At 61.2% G+C, this 20,118-nt stretch carries 16 protein-coding genes; 9 read left to right on the top strand and 7 right to left on the bottom strand.

The window, feature by feature from the left end; genetic code table 11:
* Nucleotides 1–74 precede the first annotated feature (74 nt).
* Nucleotides 75–755 carry a heavy metal response regulator transcription factor gene (locus tag AB4N41_RS09815; RefSeq protein ID WP_041477440.1) on the top strand — a complete coding sequence of 227 codons (681 nt, stop codon included), beginning with the start codon at nt 75–77 and terminating at the stop codon, nt 753–755.
* A complete protein-coding gene (locus AB4N41_RS09820; RefSeq protein ID WP_252877223.1) occupies nt 745–2,130 on the top strand; it encodes a heavy metal sensor histidine kinase in 1,386 nt (461 codons plus the stop codon). The genes AB4N41_RS09815 and AB4N41_RS09820 overlap by 11 nt, the downstream gene beginning before the upstream one ends.
* A gap of 92 nt (nt 2,131–2,222) precedes the next feature.
* Here AB4N41_RS09820 and AB4N41_RS09825 read toward each other — a convergent pair whose 3' ends face one another.
* The gene (locus tag AB4N41_RS09825) at nt 2,223–3,227 is read right to left on the bottom strand and encodes an AraC family transcriptional regulator (RefSeq protein WP_056787006.1); all 1,005 of its coding nucleotides are present in this window, start codon (nt 3,225–3,227) and stop codon (nt 2,223–2,225) included.
* 100 nt (nt 3,228–3,327) lie between these two features.
* Between AB4N41_RS09825 and AB4N41_RS09830 the strand changes: the two genes are divergently transcribed.
* Nucleotides 3,328–4,398 carry a fatty acid desaturase gene (locus AB4N41_RS09830; protein WP_056787009.1) on the top strand — a complete coding sequence of 357 codons (1,071 nt, stop codon included), beginning with the start codon at nt 3,328–3,330 and terminating at the stop codon, nt 4,396–4,398.
* 179 nt (nt 4,399–4,577) lie between these two features.
* Here the strand turns inward: AB4N41_RS09830 and AB4N41_RS09835 are convergent, their stop codons facing one another.
* The 3 genes from AB4N41_RS09835 to AB4N41_RS09845 are packed head-to-tail and all read right to left on the bottom strand — an operon-like array spanning nt 4,578 to nt 8,613.
* The gene (locus tag AB4N41_RS09835) at nt 4,578–6,188 is read right to left on the bottom strand and encodes an arylsulfatase (RefSeq protein WP_252879216.1); all 1,611 of its coding nucleotides are present in this window, start codon (nt 6,186–6,188) and stop codon (nt 4,578–4,580) included.
* A gap of 14 nt (nt 6,189–6,202) precedes the next feature.
* Complete coding sequence (locus AB4N41_RS09840; protein WP_041477445.1) at nt 6,203–7,018, bottom strand: ABC transporter ATP-binding protein; 816 nt, start codon at nt 7,016–7,018, stop codon at nt 6,203–6,205.
* Nucleotides 7,015–8,613 carry an ABC transporter permease gene (locus AB4N41_RS09845; protein WP_252877225.1) on the bottom strand — a complete coding sequence of 533 codons (1,599 nt, stop codon included), beginning with the start codon at nt 8,611–8,613 and terminating at the stop codon, nt 7,015–7,017. Before AB4N41_RS09845 ends, AB4N41_RS09840 begins: the two co-directional genes overlap by 4 nt.
* Nucleotides 8,614–9,008: 395 nt before the next feature.
* Between AB4N41_RS09845 and AB4N41_RS09850 the strand changes: the two genes are divergently transcribed.
* Complete coding sequence (locus AB4N41_RS09850) at nt 9,009–10,022, top strand: ABC transporter substrate-binding protein (RefSeq protein WP_252877226.1); 1,014 nt, start codon at nt 9,009–9,011, stop codon at nt 10,020–10,022.
* 100 nt (nt 10,023–10,122) lie between these two features.
* Here AB4N41_RS09850 and AB4N41_RS09855 read toward each other — a convergent pair whose 3' ends face one another.
* Complete coding sequence (locus AB4N41_RS09855) at nt 10,123–11,043, bottom strand: LysR family transcriptional regulator (RefSeq protein WP_095181123.1); 921 nt, start codon at nt 11,041–11,043, stop codon at nt 10,123–10,125.
* Nucleotides 11,044–11,225: 182 nt separating this feature from the next.
* Between AB4N41_RS09855 and AB4N41_RS09860 the strand changes: the two genes are divergently transcribed.
* A complete protein-coding gene (locus AB4N41_RS09860) occupies nt 11,226–12,134 on the top strand; it encodes a TauD/TfdA dioxygenase family protein (RefSeq protein WP_056787022.1) in 909 nt (302 codons plus the stop codon).
* 197 nt (nt 12,135–12,331) lie between these two features.
* Here the strand turns inward: AB4N41_RS09860 and AB4N41_RS09865 are convergent, their stop codons facing one another.
* Both AB4N41_RS09865 and AB4N41_RS09870 read right to left on the bottom strand, forming a co-directional pair.
* On the bottom strand, nt 12,332–13,948 hold the full coding sequence (locus tag AB4N41_RS09865; RefSeq protein ID WP_460138386.1) for an alkaline phosphatase family protein: 1,617 nt from the start codon (nt 13,946–13,948) through the stop codon (nt 12,332–12,334).
* 178 nt (nt 13,949–14,126) lie between these two features.
* Nucleotides 14,127–15,071 (bottom strand): LysR family transcriptional regulator, encoded by a 945-nt coding sequence (locus AB4N41_RS09870; protein ID WP_252877228.1) that lies wholly within the window; start codon nt 15,069–15,071, stop codon nt 14,127–14,129.
* Nucleotides 15,072–15,236: 165 nt separating this feature from the next.
* Here AB4N41_RS09870 and AB4N41_RS09875 point away from each other — a divergent pair, with 165 nt between their 5' ends.
* The 4 genes from AB4N41_RS09875 to AB4N41_RS09890 all read left to right on the top strand — a co-directional run bounded on the left by AB4N41_RS09875 (nt 15,237) and on the right by AB4N41_RS09890 (nt 19,995).
* Nucleotides 15,237–17,597 (top strand): TonB-dependent receptor, encoded by a 2,361-nt coding sequence (locus AB4N41_RS09875; RefSeq protein WP_252887115.1) that lies wholly within the window; start codon nt 15,237–15,239, stop codon nt 17,595–17,597.
* Between the two features lie 408 nt (nt 17,598–18,005).
* Nucleotides 18,006–18,821 carry an energy transducer TonB gene (locus AB4N41_RS09880; protein ID WP_252877230.1) on the top strand — a complete coding sequence of 272 codons (816 nt, stop codon included), beginning with the start codon at nt 18,006–18,008 and terminating at the stop codon, nt 18,819–18,821.
* 45 nt (nt 18,822–18,866) lie between these two features.
* Nucleotides 18,867–19,592, top strand: coding sequence for a MotA/TolQ/ExbB proton channel family protein (locus AB4N41_RS09885; RefSeq protein ID WP_041477454.1), 726 nt, complete (start codon nt 18,867–18,869; stop codon nt 19,590–19,592).
* A gap of 1 nt (nt 19,593) precedes the next feature.
* Entirely contained in the window at nt 19,594–19,995 is a 402-nt protein-coding gene (locus tag AB4N41_RS09890; protein ID WP_056787038.1) for an ExbD/TolR family protein, read from the top strand.
* Nucleotides 19,996–20,118: the final 123 nt, after the last annotated feature.

Below are 20,118 nucleotides of genomic sequence, written 5' to 3' on the forward strand. Positions count from 1 at the left end.
GCGGATTACAAGTTTGTAATGGGCAACGGCGCCGAACACGCCTAGCCTGTGTACCTGATCAATCGAGGTGTGCCATGCGTTTGCTGGTCGTAGAAGATGAAGCCAAAACCGCCAATTTCCTCGCCAAGGGCCTGGGCGAGTCGGGTTTCGCCGTGGACGTGGCGCTCAATGGCCTCGACGGCCGCTATTTTATCGAGCAACAGGAATACGACCTGATCATCCTCGATGTGATGCTGCCTGGCCTCAACGGCTGGCAATTGCTCCAGCTGATTCGCCAGCGCGGCGCCACACCGGTGCTGTTTCTCACCGCCAAGGACGCTATCGAAGACCGCGTGCGTGGGCTGGAACTGGGCGCGGATGACTACCTGCTCAAACCCTTCGCGTTCGCCGAGCTGCTCGCGCGCGTACGCACGCTGCTGCGACGCGGGCCGATGCGCGAAGCCGAGTCGTACAGCATCGCCGACCTGGAAATCGACGTATTGCGCCGACGGGTCAGTCGCGGCGGCCAGCGCATTGCCCTGACCAACAAAGAATTCGCCCTCTTGCAACTGCTCGCCAGCCGCCAGGGCGAAGTGCTTTCGCGCACGCTGATCGCCTCGCAAGTGTGGAACCTGAATTTCGACAGCGACACCAACATGGTCGAAGTCGCCGTCCGGCGTCTGCGCGCCAAGGTTGATGATCCGTACATGCCGAAACTTATCCACACCGTGCGCGGCGTCGGTTATCAACTGGAAGCGCCGGACGATGTGGAGTAAGTCGATCGCCTGGCGATTGGCGCTGGCCTTCGCCATGGTCTGCGCGCTGGTGCTGAGCGCAATCGGCGTGTTCCTCTACCGCTCGCTGGCCTCGGAATTGGCCTTTCGTGACGACATGGCCTTGCTCGGTCGCCTCGAGCAAGTGCGCGCCTTGCTCGCCGACAGCGACAGCCTCGACGCCTTGCAGGCACGGCCACGGTTGTATCAGAACATGCTCGGTAATCTCGACAGTCTGCTGCTGGTGCGCCGGGCCGACGGCTCCAGCGTGATCGCGATCAACCCGCGTCAGCGTGAACTGCCCGCGCTCAATGCATTACCGCGAGAGCAAATGCCGCAGCGCCGTGACGTGCTCACCTGGCAGGCCAGCGACGGCGCCGAATTGGCCTTGCTGTCCGGCCAGGCCCAAGGCCCCAACGGTGAAACCCTCACGGTGATCGCCGGCAAAGTGCTCAGCGAGCGCGAGCAGATGCTCGGCAGTTATCGCCTGCGTCTGTACCTGTCCGTCGGCCTCGGCGCGGTGCTCGCATTTGCCTTGGGTCTGTTATTGCTGCGGCGTGGCTTGCAGCCCTTGCATCAGTTGAGCGAAGCGGTGCGCAGTATCGATCTGCGCAGCCTCGATCGACGCCTGCCTACCGAGGGCACGCCGAGCGAACTGCGCGAGCCGGTGCACGCGCTCAACACCATGCTGGCGCGGCTGGACGACAGCGTGCAGCGCCTGTCGCAATTCTCCGCCGACCTCGCGCACGAAATCCGCACGCCGCTGCACACCTTGCTCGCCAGCAACGGCCAGGCCCTGAACCATCCCCGCAGCACGGCCGAATATCAGGAAGTGCTGGCCTCGAACATGGAAGAGTTCGAACGGCTCAAGCGCATGGCCGAGAACCTGATGTTCCTCGCCCGCGCCGAACAGGCCGAACGTGCGCTAAATCTGCACACACTGGACTTGCACGACGTCGGCGACGAGCTCTGCGATTACTTCGAAGCCCTCGCCGATGACCGCGACCTCCAACTGCAAAACCGCATGCACGGCGAATTGCTCGCCGACCAGCAACTGCTGCAACGCGCCCTCGGCAACCTGCTGGCCAACGCCGTACGCCACGCCGACCCCGGCAGCCTGATCAGCCTGCAACGCCGCGATGAACCGGGTATGTGCTGGCTGCAAGTGCACAACCACGGCCCGGTCATCGCGCCTGAGCATCTGGGCAAACTGTTCGACCGTTTCTACCGCGTCGATCCTTCACGTGCGGAACCGGGAGATTCGGGTGGGCTGGGTTTGGCGATCGTGCAGTCGATCATGCAGTTGCATGGCGGGCAGGTGCGGGTGAGGAGTGACGCCGACGGCACTGTTTTTGAGCTGGGGTTTGTGGTGGTCTGACGGCCTCTTCGCGAGCAGGCTCGCTAACGCATTCCAACGGTGGGAGCGAGCCTGCTCGCGAAGGCGCTGGATCACACAATGGTGATTTCGGATCAGCGCAACTGATCCCGAAACTGCCCCGGCGTCATCCCGGTCCAGCGCTTGAACGCGCGGCTGAAGCTGCTGGTGTCAGCGAATCCCAGCAGATAGCTGACTTCACTCAAGGAACACTGCGGGTCACGCAGGTGCAGCAGCGCGAGATTTTCGCGGCTTTCGTTGAGCAGGGTGTCGAAGCGACAGCCCTCATCCGCCAGATGCCGCTGCAGGCTGCGCAGGCTCAGGTGCAAGGCCTGGGCGATGCGTTCGGCGCTCGGTTCGCCTTCGGGCAGTTGTTCTTCAATGGCATCGCGCACCTTGCGCTCCCAGGTCAGCGGTTTGAGCTGGGCGAGGGTGCGTTTGAGTACGGCTTCGTTGTGCTCGGCCAGTTCCGGGTTGGCGTCGTCGAGGTGGCTGTCGAAGTCGCCGAGGGCGAATTCCAGGCGGTCCTCGGCGGCGGAAAAATACACCGGCGCGCGGAAGACTTTGTGCCATTGCTGGGCATCGCTCGGTTCGGGGCGGCGCAAGTACACCGCCAGCGGTGCGTAGTCACGGCCGAGGCGATTGCGGCAGGTGCGCACGTAGATCGCCGTAAATGCGTCGATGGCTTCGAAGGCCGGCGCCGGGTTGCCGGGCGGAATTTTCAGGCGAAATTGATAACGGTCATTGCTACGGCTCAGCTCCAGCTCCAGCGCATCGCTGACCACCGGATGATAACGCACGATGCGTTCGAACACTTCGCGCAAGCTGCCGCTCGCCACCAGTGCATAACCAAGCGCGTGGAACGTGGTCGGGCTGACGAAACGCGACACGCGCAAGCCCAGCGCCGGGTCGCCGCTGGCTTCAACGGCGAGCGCCCACAGGCGCGTGGTACCGGATAGCGGATAGCGCGCATTGGGGTCGTCCATCAGCGTTGGGTCGAGCCCGGCCTGTTGGCACAAGGCAAGGCTGTCCAGCCCGAGCGCGTCGAGTTGTTTGCGCAAGGCGCGGGTCCAGCTGGCGAGGGAGGTCGGTTCCTTCATGCGGATTGGCGCGTCCGGTCAACAGGTTGGCGTTCTTGGCTAGCGCGGATCGAACCCCGGCAAGGCACGATGCATTCATCTTAGACCCGAGGATGGAAGCATGGACGGTACTTCTGCAAGCCCTGAACGACTGAATGCGGCGCAGCGCTCGGCACATATTCGCCAAGTGGTGTTGGCCAAGGGTGCGCAATTGCGTGAGCGCTACCCGATGCTTCAGCATCAGGATGCCCTCGGTGCGGGGATTCTGGCGTTGGCGCTGGCCGGGATGATCGGCTCGGCGGCGCTGTACATCACTGGCCATATGGCCTGGTGGGTGTGCCTGCTGCTCAACGGGTTTTTCGCCTCGCTGACCCATGAGCTGGAACACGACCTGATCCACAGCATGTACTTCCGCAAGCAGCGCGTGCCGCACAACCTGATGATGGGCCTGGTCTGGCTGGCGCGACCGAGCACGATCAACCCGTGGATCCGTCGTCATCTGCACCTCAACCATCACAAGGTTTCCGGCACTGAAGCCGACATGGAAGAGCGCGCAATCACCAATGGCGAGCCGTGGGGGTTTGCCCGTCTGCTGATGGTTGGCGATAACGTCATGTCGGCGTTTATCCGCCTGCTCCGCGCCAGGACCTGGGCACACAAGTGGAGCATCGCCAAACGCGTGCTCAAGGTCTACGCACCGCTGGCGCTGCTGCATTGGGGCGCGTGGTATGTGTTTCTCGGCTTTCACGCGGCCAATGGCATTGCGCATTTGCTCGGCTCGCCCATCGAATGGTCGGCCACCACGCTGTCGGTGATGCAGGTGATCGATATCGCCGCCGTGGTGATCATCGGCCCCAACGTGCTGCGCACTTTCTGCCTGCACTTCATCAGCTCGAACATGCATTACTACGGCGACGTCGAACCGGGCAATGTGCTGCAGCAATGCCAGGTGCTGAACCCGTGGTGGCTGTGGCCGTTGCAAGCGTTCTGCTTCAACTTCGGCAGCAGTCACGGGATTCATCATTTCGTGGTCAAGGAGCCGTTTTACATTCGTCAGATGACCGTGCCGGTGGCGCACAAGGTGATGCGCGAGATGGGCGTGCGGTTCAATGATTTCGGCACGTTTGGCCGGGCGAACCGGTTTGTGCGCGGAGATGAGGAAGTGGTGTCCGGGGAGGCGGTGGAGGCCTGACAGATGCCCCTCACCCTAACCCTCTCCCAGGGGAGAGGGGACTGATCTAGCTGTTTATGCTGGATACATCGACCTGAAATTTCGAGCCGACCTCAGGTTGGAAAAGCATGAAGATCTGCTCCCTTTCCCCCTCCCCCTCAGGGAGAGGGCTGGGGGTGAGGGGGGCTTTTGATCTTGGTTCAATCCGGCTGAAACGGCGAAGCACTGAGGATCACCCCGGTCTCTTCTACATACCGCTGCCAATGCCCGATCAGGTCAGTGAGTTTCTGCGGCTGACTCAACGCCAGATCATGAATCTCCCCTGGATCATTCGCCAGATCATAAAGCTGCCAGGTCGCTGGCCCGACCGGCCCGGGGATCCATACCGCTTTCCACGAGCCCTGGCGAATCGCCCGGCGTCCGAACAATTCCCAACCGGTGACCGTATGCTCGTCATGCACCTGCGCGGTCTCGCCGGACAGGAAGCCCAGCCACGACTTGCCGCGCAGTGGCGCCACCGCTTTGCCTTTCCACTGTTTACCCGGATGCCGCACGCCAGCCAGATCGAGAATGGTCGGGGTGATATCCATCACCGTGCCGAAACCATGGCTGATCTGCCCTTTCAGCGGCAATTGTGGATAGTGCAGCAGCGCCGGCACGCGGATCCCGCCCTCGGTGGTGAAAGCCTTGAACAAGCGTGACGGCGCGGTTGCCACTTGCGCCCAGTTCGGCCCGTACCAGACGTAGGAATTGGCCCGGCCGATGTTGTCGAGGCTGTTGTCGTAATGCTGGTTGAGGTAGGTCATCAGCTCCGGGCCGAATTTGGGGAACGCTTCCAGCAGCGCGCCTTCGGCACCGTTGTCGGACATGAACAGGATGAAGGTGTTGTCGAGCTGGCCTTGCTGGCGCAGGTAATCGACGACCCGGCCGATGTTCCAGTCCATGCGCTCGACCATCGCCGCGTAGACCTCCATGGCTCGTGCGGAAATCTGCTTTTGCTCATCGCTCATCGCGTCCCACTGCGCGCTGAGCTGAATCAGCGGGTGCGGTTCGACGTCTGCCTCGATCAGACCCAGTGCCTTGAGTTTTTCCAGGCGTTCGAGGCGCAGCACTTGTGGGCCGGCGTCATAGCGGCCACGGTATTTCTCGACGATCTCGGCCGGTGCCTGCAGCGGCCAGTGCGGCGCGGAGAAGGGCAGGTAAGCGAAGAACGGCCGGGTCTGATCGCGTTCCTTGAGGTACTGCAGCAGCTTGTCGCCGAAGGCATCGGAGGAATAGAAATCCTTCGGCAACTCGTCAACAAACTGATCGTCCTCGATGTACAGCGCCGGGGTGGATTTCAGCAGGCCCGGCGTTTGCTCATCGTAGGTCGGCTCGAAACCATAGTGGTTGGCAGCGCCCGGCAACAGTGAAAACGAGCGCTCGAAACCGCGCGCATGGGGCGCCAGTTCAGCCTTCAGACCCAAGTGCCATTTGCCGCTCATCAAGGTTTGATAGCCGGCCTCGCGCAGCAGCTCGGGCAGGGCGACGACGCGGTCATTCAGGTAGCCTTCGTAGCCAGGTTTGCCGATCAGTTCCGGGGTCAACGCTTCGGCCATGGTGCCGATGCCGGCGATGTGGTGATCGGTGCCGGTCAGCAGCATCGAGCGCGTCGGCGAGCAGGTCGGTGCGGTGTGGAAATCGGTCAGGCGCAGACCGTTCTCGGCCAGCGCATCGAGGTTCGGCGTAGCGATTTCGCCGCCGAACGCACCGATGTCGGAAAAGCCTAGGTCGTCGGCCAGAATCACTAGAAAGTTGGGACGTTGCGGCATCGCGAAACTCCTGTTCAGCAGGCAATGAACGTCAGCGGCAGATCGCGGATCTGCACCGGTGCGCTCGGTTGGTAATGGTCATCACTGGTCAGCTCGTGCAGCAGTTCTTCGCGCAGCTGATGAAAATCGTAACTGCTGCGCTGGCGCGGGTGCGGCAGGGCGATGTCGACCACTTGCTTGATCCGCCCCGGACGCGGCTCCATCACCACCACGCGATCGGCCAGAAAAATCGCTTCCTCGACATCGTGGGTCACCAGAATCGTGGTGATCTTTGCTCGTTCGCGGATTGCCAGCAGTTCGTCCTGCATTTGCTGGCGGGTCAGTGCGTCGAGGGCGCCGAAGGGTTCGTCGAGCAACAGGATTCGCGGGCTGGCGACGAGACCGCGAGCAATCGCCACGCGCTGCGCCATGCCGCCGGAGAGTTGATGCGGATAGGCCGCGGTGAAATCGCTGAGGCCGACCAGCTCGATAAAGTCTTTGATGCGTTGTTGTTTCTGCGCTCCGCTCAGCGGTTCATTGACCAGACCGAGGCCGATGTTGTCGGCGACCGTCAGCCACGGAAACAGACGATGTTCCTGAAAGACGATACCGCGCTCGCCGCCGATGCCGCTGACGGCCTTGCCATCGACACTGATCTGTCCGCGAAACTCGGTGTCGAGGCCGACCAGCAAACGCAGCAAAGTGGATTTGCCGCAGCCGCTGGAGCCGACGATGGCGACGAATTCGCCCTCGGCAATGTCCAGGTTGAATTCGCGAATCGCCTCCAGTTCGAAACCGTTGACGGCGAAGGATTTGCCTACGTGGTTGAAGCTGACAATCGGTGCGTTCATGCGTGTCTCCAGCGGGTCGCGCGAATTTCCAGGCGTTGGCCGATCAGGTTGAGCAGGGCGCCGGTGAGGCCGACCAGCAGCATGCCGGCCATGATCAGATCCATGCGCAACAGCTGCTGCGCGCCGATCATCTGGCTGCCGATGCCGCCATTGGACGGCATGAAATATTCAGCGCCGATGGTGCCGAGCCAGGCGTAGATCAGGCTCAATCGCAGCCCTGCGAAAATCCCCGGCGCAGCGCCGGGCAGCACCAGTCGACGCAGGCGCTGGCCGAGCCTCAGGCGCAGCACTTGCGCGGCTTCGTTGAGTTGCGGCGAGAGATTGGCGACGCTGCGCTGGGTGGCGACGAACAGCGGGAAGAAGGCGGCGAGAGCGACGAACACCCACTTGGCCAGTTCGCCGAGACCGAACCACGCGGTGAGCAGTGGCACCCAGGCGAAAATCGCAATCTGCCGCAGTGCGGCGAGTGTCGGGCCGAGCAGGCGTTCGCTGAAACGCGACAGGCCGAGCAGCAAGCCCAGGGCGAAACCGAGGCCGCCACCGATCAGCAAGCCGCCCAGGGTGCGGCTCAGGCTCAGCGCCATGCCGTTGACCAGCGTGCCGTCGAGTAGTCCGTCCCACGTCGTGCTCAGCACAGCCGCAGGGCTGATCAGAATATTCGCGTCGACCCACTGCTGATCATTGGCGTGTTGCCAGAGCGCCAACAAGCCCAGCGGCAACAGCCACGGTTGCAGGCGTTGCCAGCCCTGATAGCGCGGGCCGCGAGTGATTTGCGCGGTGGCCGGGTGCGGCCAGTGCACCAGTCTGCGGTCGAGCAGGCCGATGCCGCGATCCATGGCCACACCGATCAGACCGATGACCACGATGCACACGAACACGATGTCGAGCATGAACAGCTGCCGCGCCCAGACCATCAGATAGCCGATGCCTTCACTGGAGGCCAGCAGCTCGACCGCCAGCAACGAGGTCCAGCCGGCGGCGAGTGCCAGGCGCACGCCAGCCATGAACGCCGGCAGCGCAGCGGGAAGCACCAGACGACGAATCAGCAGACGCGGCGGCAGGCGCAACACGGCGGCGGCTTCGCGCAGTTTCGGTTGCGCATCGCGCACGCCAACCAGTGTGTGCAAGGTCACCGGCACCACAATGGCCTTGATCAGCACCACCAGTTTCAGCACTTCGCCGATGCCGAAGAACACCATGAACAGCGGAATCCACGCCAGCGTCGGCACCTGCGCCAATCCAGCGAATGTCGGAAAAACCAGGCGCTCCAGACGTCGACTGAAGCCCAGTGCGGCGCCAAGCACCGCGCCGGTCGAAACGCCTGCCAACAAGCCCCAGAACAACCGTTGCAGGCTGATCCACAAATGACTCCACAACTCGCCTTGGGCCAGTTCCACAGCGCTGCTCCACACCAGCGATGGCGCCGGCAGGATCTGCTCGCTCATCCACTGATTGCGCGCGGCCAGCCACCACAGGACGAACAGGCTGACGGGCAACAGCCAGGGCAACAGGCGTTGATTCAGGCTCGGCCAGGTGCGACGGCTTTTCAGCGGCGGCGCGGCCAGCGGCAGGCTGAGCAGAGATTGACGGGCCATGGGTGACCTCCGTTGTCGGGTTGCATGGCGAACCGCTTTTCATGTGGGAGCGAGCCTGCTCGCGAATGGCTGTTTCAGGCAGCACTGATGTCGGCTGGTATGGCCTATTCGCGAGCAGGCTCGCTCCCACACTGGGTTTCGTCATATATGAAACTGATCTAACAAAGTTGCGTTAGATGCTATCGGGAGATAAGCGAATCCATTTAAGGCTTGCCTGCTTACGCGCATCCAATGCATTCGAAGAATATTTTCGATGCTGTTAATGCATATCGCGCTGCACGCCGCACAACCACTTGCTTAGCTCATAAAGATATAAAAATGTGAATTTTTAGTATTTAAGCGAATGTAGCCAGTCAGCCTACTTTCGGCTCCTCAGCGATCAAGGAGCCGCACCCATGAACCTTCCCTTCAAACGAATCATCAGCCTGCTGGCCGCCCCCGCGCTTGCAGGCTTTCTTGCGCTTGGCGCCCAAGCCGAAGAACTCAAGGAAATCCGCATCGCGGTGCCCGACCTCAGCGCCGGCACTCAACACAGCGGCGGCGGCATCGTCGATGTGCTGCGCGATCAGCAGATCTTCGAAAAGGCCTTCGCCGAGCAGGGCATCAAGATCCAGTGGAGTTTCTTCAAGGGCGCCGGGCCGGTGATCAATGAGGCGTTTGCCAATGGGCAGGTCGATCTGGCCTATCTCGGTGATCTGGCCGCCATCATCGGCAAGTCCAACGGTCTGGACACGCGCCTGCTCAGCGCGACGGCGCGTGGGGTCAAGCAATACCTCGGCGTGGTGCCCGGCTCGGGGATCAAGACCTTGCAGGATCTCAAGGGCAAACGCGTGGCGATCTTTCGCGGGACGGCGACGCAGCTGTCGTTCGATGCGGCGCTGGCCAGTCAGGGCCTGAGCGAGAAGGATCTGAAGGTCATCAATCTGGATTTCAACGCGGCGGTTTCGGCACTCGCGGCCAAGCAGATCGATGCCTCGTGGGGCAGCTCCGCGCTGAGTGCCTTGCAAGCCAAAGGCCTGGCGGAATTGCCGCTCAACACCAAGGACCTTGGCGGCGCTGGCAGCGTGCAGGCGGTGCTGCTGGGTAATGGCAAGTTTGTCGACGCCCATCCTGAGGTCATTGCGAAACTGCTCAAGGCGCAGCAGCAAGCGGTCGAGTGGCTGACGCAGGACAGCAACAAGGACGCCTATGTGCAGCTGGTATCAGGGCTGGCCAGTTATCCGCCGGTGATTCTGGCTCAGGATCTGAAGGACCAGAATCTCAGTGAGATTTTCCCGTCGACACTGGATCCGGTGTTCTTGAGCGGCCTGCAGGACAAGGTCGACCTGGCGGCGCAGCAGAAGCTGATCCGCAAGCCGTTCAAGGTCAGTGATTGGGTGGCGCCTGAACTCTCAGCCGCCAAGCTTTAGATCTCCAGCGTCTTCGCTGCCCTCTTCGCGAGCAGGCTCGCTCCCACATTGGATGTGTACACAGGTCCTGTGTGGGAGCGAGCCTGCTCGCGAAAGGGTTTCAGACAGCGACGCTGACGTCCTGCCGATCCAACGCGATCAACGTCTCGATCATTGCCCTCGCTGCTGGTGATAGTCGAAACCCGGTGCGGCTGACGATGCCGCAGCGCGCGTTCATCGTTTCGAGGTTCTGCGGCAGGTTGCGCCAGTGCAGCAGCACCAGCGAGCCCTTGGCGACATCCTCGGCAAACGCCTCCTCGGTACCGACACCTATCGCATTGGATTGCAGCACCACTTTGACCAGTGCCGGAAAGTGCTCGGTCTCGATGGTCGGCGAGAAATCGATGCGCCCGCTCAGGTTCGCCAGCAGCTTGCGAATGCCCGGCGGGATCAGTGTGGCGGCCAGCGGGTAGTCGAACATGTCGTTGGTCGACAGGCTTTCCTTGGCCAGCAACGGATGCCCCGGCCGGCAGAAAAACACGCCGCGCTTGGGCGTCAGCGGTTGCGTCTGGAAATTCGGGTCGGATTCGAAATGGCGGATGTCGGCGATGAAGAATTCGATCTCTTCGCGGCTCAGCGCACGGCTGAGTTTTTCCCAGTTATCCACTTGAAAACAGGTGCGCACTTTCGGGTGCGCATTGATGAACTGCGCCACCGCATCCGGCACCAGTTTCACTGCCGGCGCCGGGCCGCAGCCGAAGTGCACTTCGCCAGCGTCGAGCTTGGTCATCTGCGTCACTTCGGCGCTGAGCAAAGCTGCGCCCTGCACCAGGCTCAGGGCGTGTTGCAGCACCACCTGGCCTTCGGGCGTCGGGCGCAGATCCTTGTTGCCGCGATCGACCAGCACGCAACCGAATTCCTGCTCCAGCCCCTGAATGCTGCGGCTGAACGCCGGTTGAGTGATGCCCATGGCGTCTGCCGCACGGACAAAACTGCGGTGTTCGTTAAGGGCGATGAAGTAGCGCAACTGGCGAAGATCCATATGCTTTTCCGGCATCCTAAAAATAGCTCGAAGGCATTTGCGACGAGGGTTGCTTGAGGTTTTAAATGCAAGCTCTTATTCCGTCAACGAAGCATGTGATTATCTATTAGATGTAAATGGAATATAGATAGAGCGTTGTTTCGCTGCCGTCAAAACCGCAAGCCGTCGATGAGGGTCTTCCCATGAGCAATGCCGCACTCGCTGTAAAACCCGTTTCTCACGCGCTGGAAATTCACCCGGTGGCCGGTCGTATCGGTGCCGAAATCCGCGGCGTTCACCTGTCCGGTGAGCTGGACGCCGCCACTGTCGAAGCCATCCAGCAAGCCTTGGTCGAATACAAAGTGCTGTTCTTCCGCGAGCAGACGCAACTCGACGATCAGCGTCAGGAAGCCTTTGCCCATCTGCTTGGCGAACCGGTGGCGCACCCGACCGTGCCGGTGCGTGAAGGCACTCGCTACCTTCTGGAGCTGGACGGCGCCGAGGGCCAGCGCGCCAATTCCTGGCACACCGACGTGACCTTCGTTGATGCCTATCCGAAAGCATCGATCCTGCGCTCGGTGGTTGCGCCGGCATTCGGCGGCGATACGCTGTGGGCCAACACCGCGACCGCTTACAGCGGTTTGCCGAGCGAGCTGCGTGAGCTGGCCGACAAACTGACCGCTGTGCACAGCAACGAGTACGACTACGCCGGGGCGAAGCCGGACGTCTCGGCAGAGAAGCTGGAGCGCTATCGCAAAGTCTTCACCTCGACCGTCTACGAAACCGAGCACCCGGTGGTGCGCGTGCACCCGATCAGCGGCGAGAAGAGCTTGCTGCTGGGGCATTTCGTCAAACGCATCAAAGGTTATTCACAGGCCGATTCGGCACACCTGTTCGGCTTGCTGCAGAGCCATGTGATCCGCCAGGAAAACACCGTGCGCTGGCGCTGGCAGGCTGGAGATGTGGCGATCTGGGACAACCGCTCGACGCAGCATTACGCGATTGATGATTACGGCACCCAGGATCGCGTGGTGCGCCGGGTGACGCTCAAGGGCGAGGTGCCGGTGGGGGTGAATGGGCAGCGCAGCCAGACCATCAAAGGTCGTGATTGAAGATCAAGAGCCCCTCACCCCAGCCCTCTCCCAGAGGGAGAGGGAGCCGACCGAGTTATCTCGCGTTATGCATCGACCTGAAAGACCTTATCGATTATGGATTCGGTGAAGCTGGATCAGGTCGGTGCACCTCTGAAATATCCCCCATTCAGTCCCCTCTCCCTCCGGGAGAGGGTTAGGGTGAGGGGCTCTTCCCGCTACCAAACACCAATCTGAACAACCTTCTCGGTTTCCGGTTCGCCATAACGAAACCGCTGCCCGCGCAAATCGATCTCCGGATGGCTGATCGTCGTCCGCCGCTTCAACCCCCTCATCCACTCAAACAGATATCCGGCATGCTCCTCGCGCACCGCCGCGTATGCCGGGTCCTCACCCAGATCATTCAGCTCCTGCGGATCATTCAACAGATCAAACAGCTGCGGTCTAAACCCGTCGTACGCCAGGTATTTCCAGCGCTCGCTGCGCACCATGGTCATGCGGCAACGGTCGATCGGCTGGCCGAGACGTTCCCGCGCCGGGGCCTGGAAGGCGTAGTCGTATTCGCTGATTGCATAGCGGCGCCAATCGGGATTTTCCCCGTGCAGCAACGGGATCAATGAACGCCCTTCAAGCCGATGCTCTGCTGCCGGCAATCCCAGTGCTTGAAGAAATGTCGGCAGCGCATCGATGGTTTCTGCCAAGCGCTCATCGACAGTGCCGCGAGTGACATCCGCCGCCCCCCGAGGATCGCGCACGATCAACGGCACACCCACCGCCTGCTCCAGCAAAAACTCCTTCTCGCCGAGCCAATGATCGCCGAGGAAATCGCCGTGATCGCTGGTGAACACGATCAACGTGTCATCCCAGCGCCCGTTGCTCTGTAGAAAATCGAACAGTCTCCCCAACTGATCATCCACTTGCTTGATCAGGCCCATGTAGGTGGGGATTACATTCAATCGTACTGAATCGCGGGAGAAGTTGCGGCTTTCCTCATGTTGGCGAAAGGCAGTGTATACGGGGTGTTTGCTGGCTTCGGAGAGCGTCGCGCGGATCGGTTGCAGAATCGATTTCGTACTGTACAAGGCGTGGTATGGCGGCGGTACGATATATGGCCAATGTGGTTTGATGTACGAGAGGTGTAAACACCAGGATTTCTCGCCTTGCTCAGCGATGAAGTCGATGGCCCGAGTTGTAGTGTAGACAGTCTCTGAGTGTTGCTCGGGAATTCGTGCTGGCAAATTCGCATGACGCATTTTCCAGCCGCTGAGGATTTCACCGTTCTCGCCTTCGGCGGCATTCGCCCAGTCGTGCCAGGGATTCTTGCCATCGAAGCCCTGCGCGCGCAGGTATTGGGTATAGGGCGCGGATTCGCGCTTGTCGTCGAATGACGGATCGTCGGGGTAGATGCCGTCGTGGCGCAGGTACGGTTCGAAGCCGACCTCATTGAGCAACTCGGCTTGCGCGCTTTGCGGGTTGATCGCCAGCCGCTGCAAGGCGTCGACATTGGCCGTCGCATGGGTCTTGCCGACCAGCGCGGTGCGGATGCCGTGAGGTCGCAGGTAATCGCCGATCGTCAATTCATCCAGCGGCAACGGCACCGAGTTCCAGGCCACTTGATGACTGCTGACATAGCGCCCGGTGTAGGCCGACATCCGCGACGGGCCGCAGATCGTACCTTGGGTGTAGGCACGGCTGAAACGAACGCCTTCGGCAGCGAGGCGATCGATGTTCGGTGTGTGCAGATACGGGTGTCCGTAGCAGGACAGGTAATCGCGGCGCAGTTGATCGCACATGATGTACAGCACGTTGCGCACGGGGTTGGATGGGGTGGGCATGGAGTTCACCGGTCAGTGGGACAGGTGAGGGTTTTCGCTGTCGGTGAGGGTGTTCGGCAAGTGCATTTGGGGAATGGTTTTTATGCAGCGATTGCATCAGCCTCTTCGCGAGCAGGCTCGCTCCCACATTTGAAATGCGTATTCCTGTGGGAGCGAGCCTGCTCGCGAAGGGGCCAGCTCAGACAGCAAAATTCTCCAGCGAACAAACTTCCTGATCCTCCGCATCAACCACTTTGATCTGCTCAATCATCGCTTCGGCTAACGGTGACAACCGATATCCGGCGCGGCTGACAATGCCGTAGCGGGTGTACAGCTCCTCCAGATCATCCGCCAGGCCTTCGATCTTCAAACAGACCAGCTCACCCTTGGCCAGATGCAGCGCATCGGAATACGCGCCGACAATTCCGATCGCCTCCGAACGCAGCACCACGCTCAACAGCGTCGAACCGTTTTCGCATTCCACATTCGGGGTGAAATCAGGGCGGCCGCTGAGGTCGACGATGACCTTGCGCAGGTTCGGCGGGCGAATGCTTACGGCCAGTGGATAACTCAGCAACTGCTCGGCGGTGATGCGTTCGAACGCCGTCAGCGGATGCCCGGCGCGGCAGCAGAAATGCCATTTGCGCGCCCGCAGGCGGTGGGTCTGGTAATCCGGGTCGGCCTCGAATTGTCGGGTATCGGCGACGAAAAATTCGAACTCTTCGCTGAGCAGGCGTTTGCTCAGGCTCTGCCAGTCATCGACCAGAAACTGTACGCGCGCCTTCGGGTAGCGGCCGATGAATGCGCCGATCGCGCGCGGGATCAATCCGGCGGCTGGCGCCGGCCCGCAACCAAAGCGCAATTCCCCGGCCTCGAGGCCATTGAACTGGCTGATCTCATTGGCCATCTGCTGCGCACCGCTGACCAGTCGCCGCGCATGATCGAGCAGCACATGGCCCTGTTTGGTCGGCGGCAATTCCTTGCGCCCACGGTCGACCAACTGGCAGCCGACGCTGTGTTCCAGTGCTTGGATGCTGCGGCTGAATGCCGACTGCGACAGGTTCACCGCCTGCGCGCCAGCGACAAAGCTGCGTTGCTCAACCAGAGCGATGAAGTGACGCAATTGGCGCAAGTCGATATGCATTTTTCACATAAAAAATATCCGGGAAATGCATTGGATATGCATTAGGTCGACTCCTTATAAAGGCAATCTCTTATGCAGTAAATATTTGTAAATCCATAAATAAATAACTGAAAAGAATATGCAGCACTGAAGATGTCTGTGTGTTTTTTGACCAGGAGCCGCGCCATGAGTCCGTTGAATCTCGCGTTACCCCCATCTCCCCGACGGCTCAAACGCCTGCCTTTGGCGCTGTTGCTGGCAGGCAGCGCCAGCTGGACTCACGGCTATGCCGCCGAAGCCGAAACCCCTCCGCCCGTCCCCGCAGACACAGCGGCGGCCAACGGTTCGCAGCTGGAAACCGTGACCGTCACCACGCGCCGCCGCGAAGAAAGTTCGCAAGACGTGCCGACGCCAATGAGCGTGGTCAGCGGGCAGAATCTGGAGACGCAGCGGGTTTACCGGATTCAGGATTTGCAGCAACTGGTGCCCAGCGTCAACGTCGCTTACATGCATGCGCGGCAGTCCAGCGTGTCGATCCGTGGCCTCGGTAACAACCCGGCCAGTGATGGCCTGGAAGGCAGCGTTGGCCTGTACATCGATAACGTTTATCTGGGCCGTCCGGGGATGGCGGTGTTCGACTTGATGGATATCGAGCAGCTTGAGGTCTTGCGCGGGCCGCAGGGCACGCTGTTCGGCAAGAACACCACCGCCGGGGTCATCAATATCAGCACCCGTGCGCCCAGTTTCACGCCTGAGCGCAGCATCGAAACATCGGTCGGCGAGGACGGTTATTTCCAGACCAAGGGGACGATTTCCGGGCCGCTCAATGATGAGTTGGCCGGACGTTTTTCCGCCTATCGCACGCGCAGTGACGGCGACATCAAGAACGAATATGACGGCCACGACCTCAACGGCGGCTCCCGCGAGGGCTTCCGCGCGCAGCTGTTGTTCAAGCCCAATGAAAATTTCAATCTGCGCTGGATCGGCGATTACAACGAAGAAGATTCCAGTGCCGGCACCCGCGTGCTGTACAACACCGGGCCGACCATCAACGGCGTCAATCTGTATGAATCGCGGGCCAGCGCGGCCGGGGCGACGCTGGTCAACGGCCGGCATCGCAAGGTCAATCTCGACAATGACCAGCACGTCACCGTGCATCAGGGCGGCACGTCGGTGGAAGCCAATTGGACGTTGCCGAGCGACTTCACCCTGACCTCGGTCAGTTCGTATCGCTTCTGGAATTTCACCCCGCGCAACGACGATGGCCTCAACGTGCCGGCCAGTTACAACGCCGGCGTGTCGGTGGAAGACAAACAGTATTCGCAGGAATTTCGCCTGGCCTCGCCCAAGGGCGAGTTCTTCGATTATGTGGTCGGCGCCTACTATTTCGGCTCGGACCTGGACAACAAATCCTTCGCCTATTACGGCCCGCAAGCGGATATCTGGAACGGCACGCCGGCAGGCGCCCTGGCCAACGTCAGCAGCGTCGGCAACGGCCATATCAAGACCGACAGTTTCGCCCTGTTTGCCCAAGGCACCTGGCACCTGAGCGAGCGGCTGGATTTCACCGCCGGGGTGCGTGGCACCTATGAGGAGAAAAACGCCTCGGTCAGCCGCAACGCGCCGCTCGGTGGCGTGGCGGTGGCGGGTGCGGCAGCCAATGCGCGTCGCGGCCGTGCCGGCGTCTACGATTCCGGAGACTTGAATCAGTACAGCTCCAGCCCCTCGGGACTGCTCAACCTGAGCTATCGCATCACCGACGACATACTCGGTTACGCCACGCTGTCCCACGGCGAGAAATCCGGCGGGGTCAACCTTGCGGTCGGCTCCGCACCTACCGCTGGCGCCGACTCGTTATTGATCGGCACCGAGCGCGCCAACAACGCCGAACTCGGCTTCAAAAGCACCCTGTGGGATCGCCGCCTGCAACTCAACGCCAACGTGTTCTGGACCCAGGTCAACGCTTACCAGACCAACGCCTACGACGCCGCCAACCGCGTGCAATACCTGACCAACGCAGGCTCGGTGCGCTCGCGTGGCATCGAGTTCGAAAGCAGCTTGGTGCCGCTGCGTGGCCTGACCCTGAATTTCAACGGCTCGTACAACGACGTCAGCTACCTCTCGTACAAGGATGCGCCGTGCCCGCCGGAAGTCAGCCAGGCCCCGGGTGCACCGGCCTCGTGCGACCTCAGCGGCCATCAAGTGGTCGGCGCGTCGAAATGGATCGGCAACGCCAACGGCGAATACAAATGGAATCTGGCTAACGGCTTCGAACCCTACGTCACCGGCAGCTATGCGTTTCGCTCCAAAGCGGTGGGCACGGTCGAGGATTCCGATTACGGGCAGATACCCAGTTACGCGGTGGTCAACCTTTCCACCGGCCTGCGCGGCGATTTCAATCAGGGCCAGTGGGATGTCTCGCTGTGGCTGAAGAACGCCTTCGACAAAACCTACTACACGACCCTGTGGACCGGCGGTAACGGCGGCTATGAAGGCCTGCTCGGCACGCCACGGACCTTGGGGGTTACAGGACGCTACGACTTCTGATCGGGCTATCAAGGCGCTGACCTGGACATGGCCGTTCACCAATCCTCAGCGGCGCCGGCAAGCAGACGCAGCTGATCGACAGCGACGGCGGCAATGGCGCATGACGTCGGCAATCAGAGAACCAAAAACAGCCTTTTAAGGCGTTAACGGATGCCGTAGCCGAATACTTTTCATGCGGTAAAAGCATGGCGTTTATGGCAGATCGCTGCAGCCCTTGTAGTGCGCGGCTTCGGTAAAAACGGACGATTTTTATATTCCTTGAAGGCCTATGGATAACGTTAAAGATTACTTTCGGTGATAAGCGTCCACAGCCAATGATTGCCCCATCGACTACGCCGTGGGGGCTTCAAGAATGGCGGGTCGATCGCTTTGGCTCGTAGAACGAAAGAGACCGCAGGGAGTTGAACAATGGGCAATGTCCAGACCGCCGTCAGCGCAGGGGAATTGCTGTGGCGGCACACGCCGGGTGGCGAACTGGTCGATCTTGGCCGGCCGCACCGGATGCCGTTGGGACAGTTGCGTTTGCAACGTGCGCCCAAGGGCATTTTGAGTCGGCGCGAAACCCTTCTGCTCGGTGTGCTCGCGTTGATTGTGCACGGTGCGGTGATTTATTGGGTCAGCCAGAAACCGACGCCGGTGCTGCCGGTGGTACCGCCGGAAATTCCGCCGATGACTATCGAGTTTTCTCGCCCGGCTCCGCCCGCGCCGCCGGTTGTTGCGCCGCCACCACCGGCGCCCGTGGTCGAGCCGCCACCGCCAGTGGAGGACGAGTTGGCGGTGAAACCGCCGCCGCCCAAGCCGATCGCCAAACCCAAACCGGTGGTGAAACCGCCGCCCAAACCGGCGCCAAAGGCAGTAGAGCAGCCGCCAGCGCCAGCGCCAGCGAAACCGATAGCGCCCGTCGCCGCACCAGCGCCGGCTGCGCCACCGGCACCGGCGCCCGTTACCCCGGCTTCAGCCAACGCTGCGTATCTGAAAAATCCGGCGCCGGAATACCCGTCGCTGGCCCAGCGGCGCGGTTGGGAAGGCACGGTGTTGTTACGGGTGCATGTGTTGGCCAGCGGTAAACCGGGCGAGATCCAGATTGCCAAAAGCAGTGGCCGGCAGCAGCTCGACGACGCAGCGCTCAACGCTGTAAAGCGCTGGAGTTTCGTTCCGGCCAAACAGGGTGATGTCGCCCAGGACGGCTGGGTCAGCGTGCCCATCGATTTCAAGATTCATTAAACCGAAACCAAATTCGCGCGAAATGTTTACACGAGGGAACACATCATGACGTTACTGGCATCTCCACTGGAATCCATCGAAAGCGCGGTGATCTGGCTGCTGGTGGTTTTTTCCGTCGCCACTTGGGGCCTGGCGTTGCTCAAGGCTGTGCAGTTCGGTCGTCTGAAAGCGCAGGATCGGCGCTTTCACAAACGTTTCTGGGCGGCGTCGAGTCTGGATGCCGCGGCAGAGTTGAGCGAAACCCAGCCCGGCGCCGCAGCGCGAGTGGCGCAGGCTGGCTATGCAGCGATCCAGGTGGGCGAGGCGCCGCAGGCGAATGATCTGAGCCAGGCGATCAACCATCAGGATCGCCTCGAGCGTGCCTTGCGCCAGCAGATCGTCCGCGAACGGCGTTCGCTGGAAACCGGTCTGGCGGTTGTCGCGAGTATCGGCAGCACCTCGCCGTTCATTGGTCTGTTTGGCACGGTGTGGGGAATCATGGAGGCCTTGAAAGGCATCAGCGCCGCCGGTTCGGCGAGCCTGGAAACGGTGGCCGGCCCGATCGGTGCGGCACTCGTCGCGACCGGCGTGGGGATCGCCGTTGCGGTGCCGGCGGTGCTGGTTTACAACTATTTTTTGCGAAGGCTGAAACTGACCGCCGCGGATCTGGATGACTTCGCCCACGACTTCTACAGCCTGGCGCAGAAGAGCGCGTTCCGCGTGCTGATCCACCCGACCGCACACAAAGTGGCAACGTCGGGCAACGCGGCAAAAGTGAAGGAGGCCTCCTGATATGGCCTTCTCCACGCAAGACACGGATGAGGTGCTCAGTGAAATCAACGTGACGCCGCTGGTAGACGTGATGCTGGTGCTGCTGGTGGTGTTTATCGTCACCGCGCCGCTGCTGACCAACGCGATCCCGATCAACCTGCCGAAGACCGAAGCGGTGGCGCCGGTCGAGCAGAAGGATCCGCTGGTGGTGAGCATCGACGGCGTCGGCAAACTGTTTATCAACAAGGACGAGATTCAGCCCGACTTGCTCGAATTCAACCTCAAGTCGGCCAAAGCCAAGGACCCGGAGGTGCGCGTGCAATTGCAGGCCGATGACGGGGTGAATTACGGCGAAGTGGCGCGAGCCATGGCTTCGATCGAACGGGCGGGGATTACCAAGTTGTCGGTGATTACTGCGCGGTGACAGATTTCGTTTTTCCGGGGCCGTCTCCTTGGCAGGGTGCGGCCCTTTTTTTGCGTTCAGTTTTTGAAAAGCCCCTCACCCTAGCCCTCTCCCGGAGGGGAGAGGGGACTGACCGGGTTGTCT

The organism is Pseudomonas sp. S2_A10, assembly GCF_054668465.1.